The 18,136-nt window shown below is 68.8% G+C and carries 20 protein-coding genes; 11 read left to right on the plus strand and 9 right to left on the minus strand.

The features are described 5' to 3' along the window. The first annotated feature begins 3 nt into the window (after positions 1 to 3). From pgl to OXS27_RS09925, 3 genes are all read left to right on the plus strand, one after another. Positions 4 to 729 carry a 6-phosphogluconolactonase gene (gene pgl, locus OXS27_RS09915; protein ID WP_267355877.1) on the plus strand — a complete coding sequence of 242 codons (726 nt, stop codon included), beginning with the start codon at positions 4 to 6 and terminating at the stop codon, positions 727 to 729. A gap of 103 nt (positions 730 to 832) precedes the next feature. Beyond that, the gene (locus OXS27_RS09920; protein ID WP_267355879.1) at positions 833 to 1,891 is read left to right on the plus strand and encodes an HD-GYP domain-containing protein; all 1,059 of its coding nucleotides are present in this window, start codon (positions 833 to 835) and stop codon (positions 1,889 to 1,891) included. A 184-nt stretch (positions 1,892 to 2,075) separates the two neighbouring features. Further along, positions 2,076 to 2,597 carry a cysteine dioxygenase family protein gene (locus OXS27_RS09925; RefSeq protein ID WP_243920484.1) on the plus strand — a complete coding sequence of 174 codons (522 nt, stop codon included), beginning with the start codon at positions 2,076 to 2,078 and terminating at the stop codon, positions 2,595 to 2,597. Between the two features lie 15 nt (positions 2,598 to 2,612). Here the strand turns inward: OXS27_RS09925 and OXS27_RS09930 are convergent, their stop codons facing one another. Further along, positions 2,613 to 3,074: an Lrp/AsnC family transcriptional regulator gene (locus OXS27_RS09930; protein ID WP_267355882.1), complete on the minus strand. Its 462-nt coding sequence runs from the start codon at positions 3,072 to 3,074 to the stop codon at positions 2,613 to 2,615. Between the two features lie 33 nt (positions 3,075 to 3,107). Continuing rightward, complete coding sequence (locus tag OXS27_RS09935; protein WP_267355884.1) at positions 3,108 to 4,232, minus strand: 2'-deoxycytidine 5'-triphosphate deaminase; 1,125 nt, start codon at positions 4,230 to 4,232, stop codon at positions 3,108 to 3,110. A gap of 272 nt (positions 4,233 to 4,504) precedes the next feature. Here OXS27_RS09935 and apaG point away from each other — a divergent pair, with 272 nt between their 5' ends. Genes apaG through speG form a run of 3 tightly spaced genes read left to right on the plus strand, consistent with a single transcriptional unit; the run spans position 4,505 to position 6,664 of the window. Beyond that, a complete protein-coding gene (apaG, locus tag OXS27_RS09940) occupies positions 4,505 to 4,897 on the plus strand; it encodes a Co2+/Mg2+ efflux protein ApaG (protein WP_243920488.1) in 393 nt (130 codons plus the stop codon). 34 nt (positions 4,898 to 4,931) lie between these two features. Next, positions 4,932 to 6,101, plus strand: a complete 1,170-nt coding sequence (argE, locus tag OXS27_RS09945) for an acetylornithine deacetylase (protein WP_267355886.1) — start codon at positions 4,932 to 4,934, stop codon at positions 6,099 to 6,101. Between the two features lie 14 nt (positions 6,102 to 6,115). Then, positions 6,116 to 6,664 (plus strand): spermidine N1-acetyltransferase, encoded by a 549-nt coding sequence (gene speG, locus OXS27_RS09950; protein WP_267355999.1) that lies wholly within the window; start codon positions 6,116 to 6,118, stop codon positions 6,662 to 6,664. A gap of 38 nt (positions 6,665 to 6,702) precedes the next feature. On the opposite strand, the gene OXS27_RS09955 is transcribed toward speG, so the two are convergent. The 4 genes from OXS27_RS09955 to OXS27_RS09970 all read right to left on the minus strand — a co-directional run bounded on the left by OXS27_RS09955 (position 6,703) and on the right by OXS27_RS09970 (position 11,702). After that, positions 6,703 to 7,938 (minus strand): hypothetical protein, encoded by a 1,236-nt coding sequence (locus OXS27_RS09955; protein WP_267355888.1) that lies wholly within the window; start codon positions 7,936 to 7,938, stop codon positions 6,703 to 6,705. Between the two features lie 170 nt (positions 7,939 to 8,108). Further along, the gene (locus tag OXS27_RS09960) at positions 8,109 to 9,125 is read right to left on the minus strand and encodes an Hsp33 family molecular chaperone (protein WP_267355890.1); all 1,017 of its coding nucleotides are present in this window, start codon (positions 9,123 to 9,125) and stop codon (positions 8,109 to 8,111) included. Positions 9,126 to 9,368: 243 nt separating this feature from the next. Then, a complete protein-coding gene (gene argF, locus OXS27_RS09965) occupies positions 9,369 to 10,343 on the minus strand; it encodes an ornithine carbamoyltransferase (protein ID WP_267355892.1) in 975 nt (324 codons plus the stop codon). Between the two features lie 168 nt (positions 10,344 to 10,511). Beyond that, the gene (locus OXS27_RS09970) at positions 10,512 to 11,702 is read right to left on the minus strand and encodes an aspartate aminotransferase family protein (RefSeq protein WP_267355894.1); all 1,191 of its coding nucleotides are present in this window, start codon (positions 11,700 to 11,702) and stop codon (positions 10,512 to 10,514) included. Positions 11,703 to 11,972: 270 nt separating this feature from the next. On the opposite strand from OXS27_RS09970, the gene OXS27_RS09975 reads away from it, so the two are divergent. The 3 genes from OXS27_RS09975 (at position 11,973) to OXS27_RS09985 (ending at position 13,722) form a co-directional block, all read left to right on the plus strand. Next, a complete protein-coding gene (locus OXS27_RS09975) occupies positions 11,973 to 12,446 on the plus strand; it encodes a RidA family protein (RefSeq protein WP_243920495.1) in 474 nt (157 codons plus the stop codon). A 2-nt stretch (positions 12,447 to 12,448) separates the two neighbouring features. Beyond that, a complete protein-coding gene (locus tag OXS27_RS09980; protein ID WP_267355896.1) occupies positions 12,449 to 13,195 on the plus strand; it encodes a glycerophosphodiester phosphodiesterase family protein in 747 nt (248 codons plus the stop codon). Between the two features lie 95 nt (positions 13,196 to 13,290). Continuing rightward, the gene (locus OXS27_RS09985) at positions 13,291 to 13,722 is read left to right on the plus strand and encodes a lysozyme inhibitor LprI family protein (RefSeq protein ID WP_267355898.1); all 432 of its coding nucleotides are present in this window, start codon (positions 13,291 to 13,293) and stop codon (positions 13,720 to 13,722) included. Positions 13,723 to 13,753: 31 nt separating this feature from the next. On the opposite strand, the gene OXS27_RS09990 is transcribed toward OXS27_RS09985, so the two are convergent. Beyond that, positions 13,754 to 14,074: a hypothetical protein gene (locus OXS27_RS09990; RefSeq protein WP_267355900.1), complete on the minus strand. Its 321-nt coding sequence runs from the start codon at positions 14,072 to 14,074 to the stop codon at positions 13,754 to 13,756. 218 nt (positions 14,075 to 14,292) lie between these two features. Here OXS27_RS09990 and OXS27_RS09995 point away from each other — a divergent pair, with 218 nt between their 5' ends. Both OXS27_RS09995 and OXS27_RS10000 read left to right on the plus strand, forming a co-directional pair. After that, the gene (locus OXS27_RS09995; protein ID WP_267355902.1) at positions 14,293 to 15,555 is read left to right on the plus strand and encodes a GNAT family N-acetyltransferase; all 1,263 of its coding nucleotides are present in this window, start codon (positions 14,293 to 14,295) and stop codon (positions 15,553 to 15,555) included. A 3-nt stretch (positions 15,556 to 15,558) separates the two neighbouring features. Further along, positions 15,559 to 16,719 carry a M20 aminoacylase family protein gene (locus tag OXS27_RS10000; protein ID WP_267355904.1) on the plus strand — a complete coding sequence of 387 codons (1,161 nt, stop codon included), beginning with the start codon at positions 15,559 to 15,561 and terminating at the stop codon, positions 16,717 to 16,719. A 212-nt stretch (positions 16,720 to 16,931) separates the two neighbouring features. Here the strand turns inward: OXS27_RS10000 and OXS27_RS10005 are convergent, their stop codons facing one another. Then, positions 16,932 to 17,474, minus strand: a complete 543-nt coding sequence (locus OXS27_RS10005) for a TetR/AcrR family transcriptional regulator (protein ID WP_267355906.1) — start codon at positions 17,472 to 17,474, stop codon at positions 16,932 to 16,934. Between the two features lie 5 nt (positions 17,475 to 17,479). Next, positions 17,480 to 17,947: a nuclear transport factor 2 family protein gene (locus OXS27_RS10010; protein ID WP_267355908.1), complete on the minus strand. Its 468-nt coding sequence runs from the start codon at positions 17,945 to 17,947 to the stop codon at positions 17,480 to 17,482. Positions 17,948 to 18,136: the final 189 nt, after the last annotated feature.

The raw sequence follows: 18,136 nt of genomic DNA on the forward strand, positions 1-18,136 counted from the left end.
CCGATGAGCCTTCCCGCCGGTACCCATGTCCTGACGGATCCGCAGGCCGTCGCCCGCGAGGCGGCCGAGCGGCTGATCGTGGCCTGCGGCGAGTATCAGTCTGAGCGCATCGCGATCTGCCTCTCCGGCGGATCGACGCCGAAGGTGCTGTACGGCCTCCTGGCCGGTCCGGACTACGCCAGTAGGGTCCCGTGGGAGCGGATCCACTGGTTCTTCGGTGACGACCGGGTCGTCCCCTGGGACGACGCGCGCAGCAATGTCCGCATGGTCCGGGAGGCGTTCGGCCACGGCGCCACGATCCCGCCGACGCATCTGCACTTCATTCCCTCGGATGCGGGTGCCGAGGCCGGCGCCCACGCCTACGAGCGCACGCTGTTGGATTTCTACGGGGCCGACAGGCTCGATCCCGCCCGTCCCCTGTTCGACCTCGTGCTCCTCGGTCTCGGCGAGGACGGGCACACCGCCTCGCTGTTTCCCGGCAAGCCGGCCGTGGCGGAGACGGAACGGTTGGTGGCGCCGGTGCCCGAGGCCGGGCTCGCGCCGTTCGTGCCGCGCATCACCCTGACGTTTCCGGCGTTGGCCTCGTCTCGGCACGTGCTGTTTCTCGTGACCGGCGCGGGAAAGCGTGCGGCGTTGGCCCGTCTTGCCGCCGGCGAGGACCTGCCGGCAGGCCGCGTCACCAGCGCGGGCGAGATCGCGTGGGTGCTCGACGCGGCGGCGGCTGGCTGAACCCGGGTCGTTACGATCTGGCAAGGCTGGCGCGCTAGCCTGTACCGGTCAGAGGCGTCGCGCCCATCATGGGGTGGCGCCGGCCCTTGCGAAGCCGGGTGAGATGCACGCGGGCACCCTCGTCCTCTTCACCGACCAGCAACCGGTCCGCTCCGATTTCCTGGGCGCGCTTCAGGGGATCGCCCCCTGTATGGTGCTAGGCGCGTCCGAGACTCCACCCCCCGGCCCGTATCGCGCGCTCGTGGTCGATCTCGACCTGCTGCAGCCCTCGCCGCTGACCGGCCTGCGGGCCCTCATCGCGAACGCACCCGGGCTGCCGCGTGTGTTTCTGATGCGCAGCATGGGGCAGCGCAGCATGTCGGCGGCCCGGGGGCTCGGAGCGTGCCTCTGCCTGCCCGCCGAGACGCCGGTCGACACCATCGTGGCAGCCCTTCGGACCCAGATCGGTTCGGCGGAGCCGCAGCGACCGAAGTGCGGCCTATCCCCCGTCGCCTGGGCCGCCGATGCGACGGGCGCAGTCATCGCCGATCTGCTCGATGCCGCCCGCAGATCGGGGGCTGTCGATGCCGCGCGGATCGACGAGGGCCTGGAACCGGTGATCGAGGCGGTCGGCGTCGGCGGCCTCTCGTCCTGGTTGGCGACCGTTCGAGCTTACGACGACGCCACGTACCAGCATTGCCTCCTCGTGACGGGCCTCGCGGCGGCCTTCGCGCTCGATCTCGGCTTCTCGGTCGCGGACCGCCTGCAGCTCGTGCGCGCCGCCCTGGTCCACGATGTCGGCAAAGCCCGGATCCCTCTGGCGATCCTGAACAAGCCGGGCCCGCTGGACACGCACGAGCGGGCCGTGATGCGCGAGCACGCGGCCGTCGGCCACGCGATCCTGGTCCAGGCCGGCGGGTTCGACGAGCCCGTGCTCACCGTGGTCCGCCATCATCACGAGATGCTCGACGGTTCGGGCTATCCCGACGGGCTGCGGGGCGAGGCCATTCCCGACATCGTCCGGCTAATCACGATCTGCGACGTCTACGCGGCCCTGGTCGAGCGCCGCCCCTACCGGGCGCCCCTTCCGGCGGTCGCCGCCATGGGGATCCTTCGGGGCATGGAGGGCAAGCTGGACCCAATCCTGGTTCAAGCCTTTGCGCGTGCGGTCGACGGGTCCTGATCGATCGGCGAGCGCCTGTCTTCGCGTGCGCGGTAGCACGGCGCAATGAGTTTTCTCCAAAGCCACGAATTAGGCAATCCGGTTGCCCACTCACAAGCCGATTGAGCTAACAACGCAAACACGCGTGGGAGCGTCCGCGATACGATAGCCATCGCTGCAACGGCCGCAGCGAAGGAGATCTGACATGGCGCATTCGGTCACCTCCGCCGAGGTCGCAGCAATGATGGCGGATCTTGCGGTGTCGGCCCGCCATACGCCGGAGACCTATCTCGCTGCCGCGCGGAACACGCTGCTGCGGCTTCTGTCCCGGCCGGAATTGCTCGATCCGTCCCGCCTCGTTGGCCGGGGCGAGGGCCTCAGCCGCAATCTGCTGTTCGGCACAGAGACGATCAGCGTGTGGGCCATGGTGTGGGCGCCCGGCACGGTGACGCCGGTGCACGATCATCACTGCTCGTGCTGCTTCGGGCTGCTGCGCGGTTCGCTGCGCGAGACGTGGTATCGGCCGATCAGCGACACGCATGCGGTCGCGACCCTGGACACCGTCCGCCAGCCCGGCTTCGTCGCCTGCATGATGCCCTCTGGGCCGAACCTGCATCGAATCGCCAATGACGGGCCGGAGGCTGCGGTCTCGATTCACGTCTACGGCTACGATCACCGGGCCCAGGATTCTTCGATCCACCGGACCTACGAAATCGCGGCGGGCTGAAACGCCGCTTCGGCCTTACGCCACGTAGAGCGTCGGGACGGCGGTCGTGTACTTCATCTCCTCCATGGCGATGGAGGAGGACAGGTTCGAAAACTCGAGCTTGGCGATGAGCCGCTGATAGACCGCGTCATAGGCCTCGATGTCGGGCACGACGATGCGCAGCAGGTAATCGATCTCGCCGGTGAGGCGCCACGCCTCGACGATCTCCGGGAAGTCGGATACGATCCTGCGGAACGCCTCGGACCAGTCTGCGGCGTGGCGCGGGGCCTTCACGGCGACGAACACCGTCGTCGGGACGTTGACCTTCCGCCGGTCGACCAGTGCGACCCGGCCGCGGATCACCCCGGACGCCTCCAGCTTCTTCACCCGGCGCCAGCACGGCGCCGCACTGACGCCGACCCGCTCGGCGAGTTCGGCCACGGGCAGCGTCGCGTCCTGCTGGAGGATATCCAGGATCTTCCGGTCCACCGCGTCCATGCGATCCAGGCTCCTGTCCGGCGGGTCCCGGGGCTACAGGACGAAGTGCTTCGAGAGCTTGAGCCCCTGCGCCTGATAGTTCGATCCGGCGCCCGCGCCGTAGAGGGTCTCCGGCACGTCGAGCATGCGCTCGTAGACAAGGCGGCCGACGATTTGGCCATCCTCCAGCAGGAACGGCACGTCGCGCGAGCGCACCTCCAGCACGGCGCGTGCCCCCGCGCCCCCTGCCCCGGCATAGCCGAAGCCCGGATCGAAGAAGCCCGCGTAATGGACCCGGAACTCGCCGACCAGCGGATCGAACGGCACCATCTCGGCGGCGTGGTCCGGCGGGACCTGCACGGCCTCCTTCGAGGCCAGGATGTAGAACTGCCCGGGATCGAGGATGAGGCTGCCCGATCCGTCGGCCGCCAGCGGCTCCCAGAAGTCGGCCGCGCGGTGGCGCCCGGGGGCGTCGACATCCACGAGCGCGGTGTGGCGCTTCGCCCGGTAGCCGATCAGCCCGTCGAACCCGGCGAGGTCGACCGAGACCGCCACGCCCCCCTGGAGGGACGGATTGCCCACATCGACCAGGGCCGAGCGGGCGTGGAGCAGGCCGAGTTCGGCCTCGTTCAGCCGCGGCGCCCCGCGGCGGAAGCGGATCTGGGATAGGCGCGAGCCGGTGCGGACCAGAACCGGGAAGGTGCGTGGCGAGATCTCGGCGTAGAGCGGGCCGTCATAGCCGGGCTCGACCTGATCGAAGGCCTCGCCCCGATCGGTGATCACGCGGGTGAACACATCGATGCGCCCGGTGGAGCTCTTCGGATTGGCCGCCGCTGCGAGATCGCCGGGCAGCGCCAGACGCTCCTGCAACTCCGCGATGTAGACGCAGCCGGTCTCAAGAACCGCGCCCGGCCGCAGGTCGATCGTGTGCAGGGCCAGGCGTTCGACGCAGGCCTGCACCGTGCGGCCGGCCCCCGGCAGGAAGCTCGTGCGCACCCGGTAGGCGGTGTCGCCGAGGCGCAGGTCGATGCTGGCCGGCTGAATCTGATCGGCCGCGAACGGGCTGCCGGTGCGAATCCCGCCCGCCCGCGCCAGCGCCGCGATGGCCTGAGCCGGCAGGATGCCGCTGCGGCTGCCGGCGCCCGCATGGGGCCCGTCCGTGGCTGCACCCGCTGTCATCGCGCCCGTACCTCTCTTGCGCGCCGCCGGCCGGTCCGCGTCCGCCTTCGTTTTCCTCCGGGACTGGCTAACGCGGCCTTAACCGTTTCCTCCGTCGGCCCAGCGCAGCCGAGAAAGGATAGGCCGACGCAGCGGACCGGTGCGCGCTTCGTGACCGCGCGAGGTAGTCCGCCGCAATTGACGGGGATTCCACAGCCAACTACCACCGCGCAGGAAGCGCGTTTCATTCTGCTTCGCGAATCGTACCGTCCGCAAGAGGGCCAAATAGGGCGATGTACAAGGCCGAGACGCGGGGAATTAGTGTCACCGTCCAGTCTCGCTTCGTCGAAGAGGAATCTTCGCCGGGTGAGAGCCGCTATTTCTTTGCCTATACGGTCGAGATCGTGAACAACGGCAGCGAGCAGGTCCAGCTCCGCTCGCGCCACTGGCGCATCATCGACGGGCACGGCTCCTGCCAGGAGGTGCGCGGCACCGGTGTGGTCGGCAAGCAGCCCGTGCTGGAGCCAGGCGAGTCCTTCTGCTACACCAGCGGCTGCCCGCTCAACACGCCCGACGGGTTGATGGCCGGCAGCTACACCATGGCGACGGTGGCCGGCGAGAGCTTCGAGGCTGAGATCCCCGCCTTCTCCCTCGATAGCCCGCACGTCCGCCGCAGCCTGCATTGAGGCCCCGGTCTGGGGCCTCGCCCCGGAGGAACCCATGCCTGCGACCGGCGAGCGGCTGAGCCCGCTCGACATGCTGGCCCGCCTCGTGTCGTTCGACACCGAGAGCGACAAGTCCAACCTCGCCCTGATCGATTCGGTCTGCGCCTACCTGGACGGGTGGGACGTGCCGTACCTGCGCCTGCCGAACGCCGCCGGCGACAAGGCGGCAATCCTCGCCACGATCGGCCCGATGGTCGACGGCGGCGTGGTCCTCTCCGGCCATACCGATGTGGTGCCGGTGGTGGGGCAGGCCTGGAGCACCGACCCGTTCACCCTGCGCGTCGCCGACGGCCGGGCCTACGGGCGGGGCGCCGTCGACATGAAGGGGTTCGACGCCCTGGCGCTCGCCCTGGTGCCCGACATGCTGGCGGCCGACCTGAAACGGCCGATCCACATCCTGCTCTCCTACGACGAGGAGACGACCTGCCTCGGCTCGATGGACGGGATCGCCCGCTTCGGTGTTGATCTGCCCCGGCCGGGCGCCGTGATCGTCGGCGAGCCCACCGGCATGGAGGTGGCGGATGCGCACAAGAGCATCGTGACCTGCCTCACCACCGTGCATGGCCGCGAGGCCCATTCGGCCCGTCCTGCACTGGGGGCCAATGCCGTGTCGGCCGCCTGCGAGTTGGTGGCCGGCCTCAACCGGATCGCCGACCTGATGATCGAGCGGGGTGACGCCTCCGGCCGGTTCGATCCGGCCGCCACCACGGTCCATGTGGGGACGATCCAGGGCGGGACTGCCCGCAACATCATCGCCAAGGAATGCCGCTTCCACTGGGAGTATCGCGGCCTCCCGGACCTCGACCCGGCCGAGATCCCACGGCTCTTTGCCCAAGAGGTGGAGCGGGTGACCCGGGAACGGCTCAACCGCTACGGCGATTTCGGGCGGATCGAGACGCTGGAGGAGGTCGATATTCCGGGCCTCGCCCCCGATCCAGGCTCGGCGGCGGAGCGCCTGTGCCTGCGGCTCGCCGGGCGCAATCGCACCGTGGCGGTACCCTACGCAACCGAGGCCGGCCAGTTCCAGGCGGCCGGGCTTCCGACCGTGGTCTGCGGCCCCGGCGACATCGCCCAGGCGCACCAGCCCGACGAGTTCATTACCCTGGACGCCCTCGGCCAGGGCGAACGGTTCCTGCGCGACCTGATCGGAGCCTGCGCGTCATGAAGGCGCTCACCGACATCACCATCAAGCTGCGGCCGCTGGAGCGGGAGGACCTGCGCTTCGTCCACCAGCTCAACAACAACGACAGCATCATGCGCTACTGGTTCGAGGAGGCCTACGAGTCCTTCGCCGAACTGCAGCAGCTCTACGAGCGCAACATCCACAATCAGGGCGAGCGCCGCTTCATCGTGGCCGATCCGACCGGTGAGCCGGCCGGGCTGATCGAGTTGGTGGAGATCAACCACCTGCACCGGCGCTGCGAGTTCCAGATCGCGATCCATCCGGGCTTCCAGGGCCGGGGCTACGCGTGGCAGGCGACCCGGATCGCCATGGACTACGCGTTCAGCGTGCTCAACATTCACAAGCTCTACCTGCACGTCGACCGCGAGAACGCCCGGGCCGTGCGTATCTACGAGCGCTGCGGCTTCCAATCCGAGGGGGTGCTCAAGGACGAGTTCTTCGTGAACGGCCGCTATCGCGATGCCGTGCGGATGTGCCTGTTCCAGCCTGACTACCTGAGGGCTCGCGGCGGCGGAGATATCGCGGAACCCGTATTGAAGGTCTAAGGGAGGGGCTCGGAAAGCCCCTCCCCCGGATCCATCGCTTAGTTGCGCCCGGCACCCGGCTGACCGCCGGTCCGGCTGCCACCCTGGGCGCCGCCCATGTTGCCACCGCCGGTGGCATTGCCCTGCATGTTGCCGCGATCACCGCCGGTCCGGCCACCCTCGGCGCCGGACTTCATGCCGCCCTGGGCGTTGCCGCGGTCCGAGGCGTTGCGGATGCCGTCCTGCTGGTTTCCGCGCATCTCGCTGTTGCGCATGCCGTCGTTCCGGCGATTGCGATCAGCATTACGCTCCATGCCCTGCTCGTTCCCGCGATCCGCACGTCCGGCGTTGCGGCCGTTGTCGCGACCGTCGGTCCGCGAGGCGTTACGGATGCCGTCCCGATCCCGCTCGCCGCGATTGTCGAACCGGGCGCCCGCGCGCTGCTCGGAGCGGAAGCTCGCGCTGACGGCAGTCCCGCCGCTCAGGCGCCGATACTCCGCGGAGCCGTAACGGACCCGCTGGCCGCGAATCGTCACGAAGCGCTCCTCCTGCACCGTGACGAGGCGGCGATATTCGGGGGAGCCGTAGAGGACCCGCTGGCCCCGAACCACCACGTAGCGGGCGCGGGGGCCGGTCTCCCGGACGCTGACGAGGCGGCGATACTCCGGCGAGCCGTACACGACGCGCTGACCGCGGATGACGACGAAGCGCTCCCGCGGGCCGCGATTCTCAGTAACGATGAGTCGGCGGTACTCGGGTGAACCGTACACGACCCGGCGGCCACCGATGAACACGAAACGGCCCTCGCGGCGGAAGCCGCCCTCGACCCGCTCCGAGCGCACGTCGGTCCGGCTGCCGACATCGGTGCGCGCGCGGACATCGACACGGTCGCCCCGGCGATCGCCGCGCTCGGCGCGGGCACCGTCGCGTTCCCCACGGGCATTCCGGTCGGCGGTCCGGCCGTCATTGCGGTCGCCGCGTTCGGCGCCGGCTCGATCGCCGCGGCTGCCCTGCTCGCGGCCCTGTGCTGCGCGACCCTCGTCGCCGGGTCCACGGGTCCGCTCGGCCTGCCCCGGGCCGGCGTTCCGGTCGGCGGCAGCTTGGCTGCCCTGCATCCCGCCGCGCTCGGCCCCGCCCATCCGGTCGTCCCCGGCGCCGGACTTCATGCTCGACTCAGCGCCGCCTGGATTCCCGCGGCCGGCCGTTCCAGGTCCGCGCTCGGCGCCGCCCTGTTGCTGCGCGTAGACCGAGGTGCTCATCAGCAGCGCGGCCAAACCGATCGACACTCTCCGCATGGCGTTCCTCCAATGTTGAATCTGCCACGCAACGTCGAAGGTCCGAAAACGGTTCTGGCCAAGTCTACAAAAATTTCGCGCAACGAATACCTATATTCAGACGTTTCGCGAGGTAAGCTTGACCATTGAGAGGCCAGGAAAGCCTTCCTGCACGGCGATCAGGCCAGCTTCTACTGCTTCGGCTGGTCGGCAATCTCCGCCTCAACCATCTGTGGATCGAGATCGTAACGCCGGGAACAGAATTCACAGGTGATAACGATGCGCCCGTCTTCCGCCACCATGTCGTGCCGCTCCTGGGGGGAAAACGAGCGGATCATGCCCAGCACGCGCTCGTGGGAGCAGCGGCAGGTCTCCTTGACCGGCTGACGGTCGAACACCCGCACGCCGCGCTCGTGGAACAGCCGGTAGAGCAGCCGCTCGCTCGACAGATTGGGATCGACCAGTTCGTGATCCTCAATGGTGTTGACCAGCGAACGCGCCTCGACCCAGGCATCATCCTCCGGCGCCTCACCCGAGAGGTGCCGGTGCCCCTCCGGGATGTCGCCGGGCGGCAGATCGGCGAGGCGGGCGCGATCGATCGACTGCGGCAGGAATTGCACGAGCAGGCCGCCGGCCCGCCAATGCCCGGCCCCCTCCTCCACGGCCTCGGCCACGGCAAGGCGGACCTCGGTCGGGATCTGTTCGGACTGACGGAAATACTGGTGCGCGGCCTCCTCCAGGCTCTGGCCTTCGAGGGCGACGACGCCCTGGTAGCGGCTGGCGGTGGTGCCCTGGTCGATGGTCATGGCGAGGTGCCCGGCGCCGATCAGGTCGGCATCCTTGAGCGGGCCGGAGCCGAGGGTGGCGACGCGCTCGGCGTCAAACCGTGCGGTGGCGCGCAGGCGATCGGGTGCCTCGAAATCGACCACGATCATCGCCACCGGACCGTCGGTCTTGGTCTGGAGCTGGAAGCGGCCCTCGAACTTCAGGGAGGAGCCGAGCAGCACGGTCAGCGCCGCCGCCTCGCCGAGCAGGCGCGCGACCGGGTCCGGATAGCCGTGCCGGCGCAGGATCGTGTCGACGGCGGGACCGAGCCGGACGATGCGCCCGCGCACGTCCAGCGCCTCCACGGCGAAGGGCAGCACGGCATCGTCGTCGCCCACATGGCCGTTGCCGGCATGCGATTGCGTTGGGGTTCCTGGGGTCATGCCCTCTCCGATCGATTTGCCCGGCGAGACGGGGATCCGTCGTCGCGGCGGGCCGAGCGTGTGAGGGGCTGACCTGAGTGGAACGATCCCTCACCCCGCCCGGGCCCTGCGGCTGAACGGGCGCGCAGCGCCACGCCCGTCGCCGGGATGCCACCTGTCGGCAGCCGTGATGGGGATACGGGCCGCGCATGCCGCCCGCTCGATCCTATATGGTGCGCCCAAGCCGCGGGCGCGAGCCCGAATTCAGAGGCCGCTCGCGCGTAGGCACCAGGCCAGGATGCCCTTCTGCGCGTGGAGGCGGTTTTCGGCCTCGTCGAACACCACGGAGCGCGGGCCGTCCATCACCTCGGCGGTCACCTCCTCGCCGCGATGGGCCGGCAGGCAATGCATGAAGATCGCGTCCGGCTTGGCCGCCGCCATCAGCTTGGCGTTGACCTGATACGGGCTCAGCAGGTTGTGCCGGTGGGCCTCGTCGTCGTCGCCCATGGAGACCCAGCAATCGGTGACGACCGCGTCCGCGCCATCCACGGCCGCGAAGGCATCCGTGGTGACGTTGAGCTTCGCGTCCTCCTGCTTGGCCCAGGCGATCAGCGCGGCTGGGGGCGCCAGTTCGGGCGGGCTCGCCACGTTGAGGGTGAAGTCGAACCGGGCCGCCGCGTGGACCCAGCTCTCCAGAACGTTGTTGGCATCCCCCGACCACGCCACGGTCCGGCCCTGGATCGGTCCGCGATGCTCCTCGAAGGTCAGCACGTCTGCCATGATCTGGCAGGGATGCGAGACCTTGGTCAGCGCGTTGATCACCGGCACGGTGGCGTGCTCGGCCAGTTCCAGCATCTGCCCGTGATCGAGGATGCGGATCATGATCGCGTCGACGAAGCGCGACAGCACCTGCGCGGTGTCGCCGATCGTCTCGCCCCGGCCGAGCTGCATCTCGGAACCCGTGAGCATCAGCGTCTCGCCCCCGAGCTCGCGCATCGCCACGTCGAACGAAACACGGGTGCGGGTCGAGGGCCGGTCGAACACCATCGCCAGGGTCTTGCCCGTGAGCGGACGCTCGGCGGCGCGCTCGCCCTTGCGGCGCACCGCCTTGATGGCGGCGCTGGCATCGAGGACCCGGCGCAGCTCCGCCCCGGAGAAATCCTTGAGGTCGAGGAAATGACGGGGGCCGGCACTGTGCGGGGCCTGGGCCTTCGCCCGGCCGTTCATCTGGGCTTTCATCGCGTCACAATAACTAGAGTCCGCTCAACGATCACCTGATCATGAACCGTACTCTACCTCCTTGTAGGGGCATTTCCGTCAGGCACGGCGGAATCGACCGTGTCCGGAAACGCTTCGGACCGCCCGCCGCGGGGCGGCGGGCGGTGTTCATGGGTCCCCGGCTTGGGCCTACTCGGCGGCGCCGCGCACGGCCTCGAATTCGGATGCCGTCGCCTCCAGGCGCTGGACCGCCGCGTCGATCTCGGCCGCGCCGATGGTCAGCGGCGGCAGCAGGCGGACGATGTTGTCGCCCGCCGGGATCACCAGCAGATGCACGTTGCGCGCCGCAGCGGCGAAATCGGTGTTCGGTACGCCGAGCTTGAGGCCGAGCATCAGCCCCTCGCCGCGGATCTCTTCGAAGACATGCGGATGCCGATCGCGAAGTGCTGCGAGCTTCTGCTTGAGCAACAGGCCGGAATGGGCGACCTGATCGAGGAAGCCTTCGCCCAGCACCACGTCCAGCACCGCGTTGCCCACCGCCATGGCGAGCGGGTTGCCACCAAAGGTTGTGCCGTGCGTTCCCGCGGTCATGCCCCGGGCGGCCTCGCGCGTGGCGAGGCAGGCGCCCATCGGGAAGCCGCCGCCGATGCCCTTGGCGGCGCTCATGATGTCCGGGGTGATGCCCGACCATTCATGGGCGAACAGCTTGCCGGTGCGGCCGATTCCGGTCTGGACCTCGTCCATGATCAGGAGCAGGCCGTTGACGTCGCAAATCTCGCGCAGGCGCCGGAGATCGGCGTGGGGGATCACCCGCACGCCGCCCTCGCCCTGGATCGGCTCGATCATCAGCGCGGCCGTCTCCGGTCCGATCACCGCTTCGAGGGCCGCCCAGTCCCCGGCGGGGACCTGATCGAACCCCTCCACCTTGGGCCCGAAGCCCTCCATGTATTTCTGCTGCCCGCCGGCCGCGAGCGTCGCCAGCGTCCGCCCGTGGAAGGCGCCCGCGAAGGTGACGATGCGGTAGCGCTCCGGATGGCCGCCGACCGCGTGGTACTTCCGGGCGATCTTGATCGCCGCCTCGTTGGCCTCGGCCCCCGAGTTGCAGAAGAACACCACGTCGGCGAAGGTCGCTTCCGCGAAGCGCTGGCCGAGGCGCTCGCCGCCGGGAATCTCGAACAGGTTCGAGGTGTGCCAGATCCGATTCGCCTGCTCGGTCAGCGCACCGACCAGGTGGGGATGGGCGTGGCCCAGCGCGTTCACCGCGATGCCGGCGCCGAAATCGAGGTATCGCTCGCCGCCCTCCGTAACGAGCCAAGCGCCTTCGCCGCGCTCGAAGGCGAGCGGCGCGCGGACATAAGTCGGCAGAAGGGCTGACGTCACGGATGCCATCTCCGTTTATCGATCGATCCCGGAGCAAGCGTTAGCCGGCTCCAAATGAAAGTGCCGCCTCAGTCAGGGGCGGCACGCGCGCGATTACTATGAAAGCGCGCGGCCCTGTCAACGATTCAATGTTCACCGCATCCGCGCGGCAGGTCTGCGCGATGCTTCGGAACACCCAAATTCTACCCGTCGCATGGGCGGCACCCCTTGCCTGAAAGGGTCCGGCCATGCTCCTGCTCCGGCGGATTTCGATCAGCGACGGAGCCTCCGATGAGCACGATCAAGGAACGCCTGCAGACGCTCGGTCTCACCCTGCCGAAAGCTGCTGCGCCAGTGGCGAATTACGTGCCGTTCGTCCGCAGCGGCAACCTCGTGGTGATCTCCGGCCAGGTCTGCTTCGGCGCCGACGGCGCCATCGCGGCGGAGCATAAGGGCAAGGTTGGCGGCAACGTCTCGGCGGAGGCCGGCAAGGCGGCCGCCCGGCTCTGCGCGCTCAACGTCCTCGCCCAGCTCGAGGCCGCGGTGGGCGACCTCGACCGCGCCGTGGAGCAGTGCGTCAGGCTCGGCGGCTTCATCAACGCGGCGCCGGGCTTCTCGGCGGTAGCCGGGGTGATGAACGGCGCCTCCGACCTGATGGTCGAGCTGCTGGGCGACCGGGGCCGGCACGCCCGTTCCACGGTCGGCGTCGCCGAACTCCCCCTCGACGCCGCCGTCGAGGTCGAGGCAATGTTCGAGGTCCGCTGACAGTGGCGGCTCCCGCCTGGCTGACCGCGCGTCCGATCGCCCATCGCGGGCTGCACGACCGGGCTGCGGGCCGGCCAGAGAACACACTGGCCGCGGCCCGGGCGGCCGTTGCGGGCGGCTTCGCCATCGAGTGCGACGTGCAGCTCAGCCGCGACGGCGAGGCGATGGTGTTCCACGACGCCGCGCTCGGCCGTCTGACCGGAGCGAGCGAGGCGGTGGCCGAGCGTTCGGCCGCCGATCTCGCGTCTCTGGCGATCGCCGGGACCGCGGAGACGATCCCGACCCTGTCGGCCTTCCTGGCAGCCATCGGCGGGGCGGTGCCCGTGATCATCGAGGTGAAGTCTCGCTACGACGGCGACCTGCGGCTCGCCACCCGCGCCGCCGAGGTGGCGGCTGCCTATGACGGGCCGGTGGCGCTCAAATCCTTCGACCCGCAGGTGGTCGGGGCCCTGCGCGACCTGTACCCGACGATTCCCCGGGGGATCGTGGCGGAGACGACGCAGGACGATCCGGTCTACGCGGCCCTGCCGCCGAGCCTGCGCCGGGCGCTGTCCGACCTTCTGCACTTCGCCGAGACCCGGCCCGACTTCCTGTCCTGGCGGGTCGACGACCTCCCCTGCGCGCCGACCTACCTGTGCCGGCTGCTTGGGCAGTTCCCCGTGATGGCCTGGACGGTGCGGACCGCGGATCAGCGCGCCCGTGCGGGCGCACACGCGGACCAGATGGTGTTCGAGGGGTTCGTGCCGTAAATTTTCCTACGGACCATCCGTTTCGAGCTCTTCCGATGAAAGTCGTCACACGCCATTCGACCGAGATGCACCCGCGAAGGGTTCAGCTCTGCAGGGTGGCGGCCGTCACCGTGCTCCTGTTCGCAGCGACCCCTGCATCGGCGGCCGACCCGTGCGAGGGCCCCACCCAAGCGGATCTCAACGAATGTGCGGCAGCCGATTATGGGGCTGCCGATAAGGCGCTGAACGCCGTCTATGGCCAGCTAATGAAGAAGATCGACCCGAAGGCGAAGGACAACCTGCGCGCGGCTCAGAAGGCTTGGCTGCCGTTTCGGGACGCCACCTGCGCCCTCGAAAGCATGGGCCTTGATGGCGGCTCCGCCTACGCGATGGAGTACAACGGCTGCCTCAAGGGACTGACTGACCAGCGGATCAAGGTCCTGAAGGGTTACCTCGACTGCAAGGGAAGCGACGACCTAATCTGCGTCAGCCGCCTGAGCGACGGATGGGCCCGAGCCAGGAACGCGCCCAATCGGAAACGGGAGTAGCCGCTCGGGGCACGGCTATCTGAACGGAAGTTCAAGGCAGCTTGCGCAGCCCGTCGAGGAAGGTCGAGACTTCCCGGAGGCTCCACGACGCGCCATTGATCCAGAAGTTGAGCAACACGGCGTGGTTCAGGTGCACCCAGGCGATCACCTGCGGTGCGGCTGCCCGGGAGACGGGCGTTTGAATGAAATCGTCCCGTACCTTGGGATCGACTTCGACGGAAACGATCAGGCAGGGCAAGGTCCGTCCGGCCCGGCCCGGATACCATTTCACGCGCGGCCCATGCGCGCCGAGCGCTGTCGAAATGGAAATTGTGCCCGGAACGTCTGTATCCTGCGCATTGAGGTTGCTCATCTCGCACAGAATATCCTCGACAAAGTCGTCCGGGGGGCGCCGTTCAGGTGCCCTACGGAACCGAAGGTCTGTCCGCGGGCGAGTCACACCAGCTCCTGATTTGTCCCTGGCCGACATCCGGAGATCGTGCGACCCCGTCGCTTTCATTACAAGGCGTTCCTTTCACCGCGCGCATCCGTCCGCTTGCTCCTGTCCCGGCAGGGATTAGATTCGGGCCCATGAAGCAAGAACCCGGGCCGACGCCGGAAACCCCCACGCTCACCGTGCGGGCGCTGCCCGGACTGAAGGATATCGGCGCGGCGGAATGGGATGCCTGCGCCTTCTCTGCCGAAACCTCGGCGGCTGGCGACGAGACCCACAACCCGTTCGTCTCCCACGCCTTCCTGTCGGCGCTCGAGGATTCCGGCTGCGTTTCGCGCCGGACCGGCTGGCTACCGCTCCATGTCTCCGTGGAGCGCGATGGCGAGCGGCTTGGCGTCGTGCCCTGCTACCTGAAATCGCACAGCCAGGGCGAATACGTGTTCGACCACGGCTGGGCCGATGCCTACGAGCGCGCCGGCGGGTCCTATTACCCGAAGCTCCAGGTCAGCATCCCGTTCACGCCAGTGACCGGACCGCGCTTCCTGATCGCTCCGGGGGCCGATCCGGACGAGGCCACGGCCGGTCTCGTCGCGGGCCTGCGGGCACTCCGGGGCGAGACCAAGGCCTCCTCGATCCACGTGACCTTCATGCGCGAGGCCGAGTGGGACCGGGCCGGTGCCGCGGGCTTCCTGCAACGCACCGACCAGCAGTTCCACTGGGAGAACGACGGCTACGCCACGTTCGACGACTTCCTTGCCGCCCTGGCCTCCCGGAAGCGCAAGAACATCCGCAAGGAGCGCCGCGACGCGCTGGCCCCCGGCATCACGGTTGAGCATCTGACCGGTGCGGACCTCACCGAGGCACACTGGGACGCGTTCTATGCGTTCTACACGGACACGGGCTCGCGGAAATGGGGCCGGCCTTACCTCAACCGGAAGTTCTTCACGTTGCTGTCGGAGCGCATGGCCGACCGCGTGCTCCTCGTGATGGCCAAGCGCGCGGGGGACTACATCGCGGGTGCCATCAACCTGATCGGCGATACGGCGCTCTACGGCCGCAACTGGGGCTGCATCGAGGACATCCCGTTCCTGCATTTCGAGGTCTGCTACTATCAGGCGATCGATTTCGCGATTGCCCGGGGTCTGAAGCGGGTCGAGGCGGGTGCGCAGGGGGAGCACAAGCTCGCTCGGGGCTACCGGCCGGTGCTGATGCACTCCGCCCACGATATCGCCGACCCGGCGCTGCGCCGCGCGGTGGCCGATTACTTGCAGCGGGAACGCGCCCACGTCGCCGAGGCGGTGGACGTCCTCGACACCCTGACGCCGTTCCGGCGCACGGAGACGGGGGAAACCTGCAGCGGCCCGGCACCCTCCCCAACACCCGACCCCGAGAGTGCGTAAGACATGAGTCCGATCGACCACATCAAAGCCTATGCCGACGAGCTGACGGCCTTACGCCGCGATCTCCATGCCCATCCGGAGCTCGGTTTCGAGGAGGTGCGCACGTCCGGTATCGTCGCCGACATGCTGGAGAAGCTCGGCTGCGAGGTGCATCGCGGAATCGGCGGCACCGGTGTGGTGGGCCTGCTCAAGGGCCGCACCGACAACGGGCGCCGGATCGGCCTGCGCGCCGACATGGACGCCCTGCCGATCGAGGAGGAGACCAACCTCCCCTATCGCTCAACCTATGCGGGCAAGATGCACGCCTGCGGGCATGACGGTCACACCACGATGTTGCTCGGCGCCGCTCGCTACCTCGCGGAGACGCGCAACTTCGACGGCACCGCGGTGTTTGTGTTCCAGCCCGCCGAGGAGGGCCGCGGCGGCGCCCGGGCGATGCTGAAGGACGGGCTCTTCGAAAAATTCCCCTGCGACGAGATCTACGGCCTGCACAACCAGCCGGGCGGCGGCGCCGGCACGATCAAGCTGCGCCCTGGGCCGATCATGGCGGCGGCCGACTTCTTCGACATCCACATCCGCGGCAAGGGCATCCACGCCGCCCAGCCGCATCGGGGCACCGATCCGATCATCGTTGCCACCGGCCTCGCTCAGGCGCTGCAATCGATCGTATCGCGCAATGCCGATCCGCTGAAGTCGATCGTGCTGTCGATCACCCGGATCGAGGCCGGCTCGGCCTACAACGTGATCCCGGAGACCGCGCATCTCGCCGGCACGATCCGCACCTTCGATCCGGAGATCCGCGCGCTCGCCGGCACCCGCATGCGCGAGCTGGCGGCGGGCTTCGGCACGGCCTACGGCGCCGAGGTCACGGTGGATCTCCAGGACGTGTTCTCGGTGCTGGAGAACGCCCCGGAGCAGGCTGCGGCCGCCACCGAGATCGCGACCGAACTCCTCGGTGCCGACAAGGTCGAGCCGAACGTCACGCCCAAGATGGGCAGCGAGGATTTCGCCGACATGACCATGGCGGTGCCCGGTGCCTATGTCTGGCTCGGCGCCAATCCAGGCCCCGGCCTGCACAATGCCGGCTACAACTTCGATGATTCGATCATCCCGGTCGGCAGCGCGTTCCTGGCCCGCATGGTCGAGCGCCGCACGGCCGCCTGAGGCTCGGGGTCGCCACGGCGGCCCTTGCGAGGTTTACAAATCCGTCCCTGCCAACCGCAACCTGTCCCCTCTCCCGTGCGGGAGAGGGTTGGGGTTAGGGGTCAGGTCTCTCCCGAGGGGTCGCACCCCTCACCCTGTCCCTCTCCCGCCCGCGCGAAGGGACCCGCGCTTGATCCCACGGCCGTATTGCGGAAGAGCATGGCTGAGTTCGCTCAGGCGGCTCTGGCTCGAAGCGCCGTTATGGTACGGGTGAAAACGGCGGGATCGTCAAGGGCGCGGGCCAGAACGATGGCCCCCTGGATCTGGGCGACGATCTCCTCGGCGAGGGCCGTGCTTCTCGCGATGTCCCGGCCCGACCGCTCAAGGGCGCCGGCCAGGGCCGCCACCCAGCGCGCGAAATAGCTCCGCACCGCCTCGCCGAAGCGGTCGCGCTCCGAGCCGAGCGCCACGACCCCCACAAGGCAGACCCGCCGGCCGGAGCGGAAATACGTCTCGACCGCGTCGAACATGGCCGACACCGCCTCCGCGGGTTGTTTCGCCTCGCGAAGGGGTGCGTAGAGGTTGGCCTCGAACCACTCGTCGATCTCTGCAAGCACGCAGGCCGCCATCTCGGCCTTCCCGCCGGGGAAGAGGTTGTACAGGCTGCCCTTGCCCAGACCGGTGGCTCGGCTGATCGTTGCGAGGCTGGCGCCCTCGTAGCCGTGCTCGCGAAACACCTCCGCGAGCCTCTGGAGCGTTTCGGCCCGGCCGGTCACTGTGGTCAGAGGCCGAGATCGGTGAGGCCCGGATGATCGTCGGGCCGGCGGCCGAGCGGCCAGTGATATTTCCGGTCGGCTTCGGTGATCGCCCGATCGTTGATGCTGGCGATCCGGCGGCGCATCAGGCCGTGGGCGTCGAACTCCCAGTTCTCGTTGCCGTAGGAGCGGAACCACCGCCCCTCCGCATCGTGCCACTCATAGGCGAAGCGCACCGCGATCCGATCGCCGCTGAAGGTCCAGACCTCCTTGATCAGCCGATACTCGAGTTCCCGCTCCCATTTGTGCGTGAGGAACGCCACGATGGCTTGGCGCCCCGTCAGGAACTCGCTGCGGTTCCGCCAGACGCTGTCTGGCGTGTAGGCGAGCGAGACGCGCTCGGGATCGCGCCCGTTCCAGGTATCCTCGGCCATGCGGGCCTTCTGGGCGGCGGTCTCGGCCGTGAAGGGGGGAAGGGGCGGACGGTCGGACATCGTTCACGTCTCCAGCGTTTGTACCGATCGGTACAAACTCGGCGCCCCGCGTGCCGCCTGTCAACCGATTTCTGCGCGTTCCCGTGATCGTCGGCGTTCCGCCCGGAACGCCGAGGGGGGTGCGCCGACCTGTCTGCGGAACATCCCCGCGAAGGCGCTCGGGCTTGCGCAGCCGAGGGTCAAAGCCAC

The organism is Methylobacterium sp. GC_Met_3 (genome assembly GCF_026540775.1).
GTDB lineage: Bacteria > Pseudomonadota > Alphaproteobacteria > Rhizobiales > Beijerinckiaceae > Methylobacterium.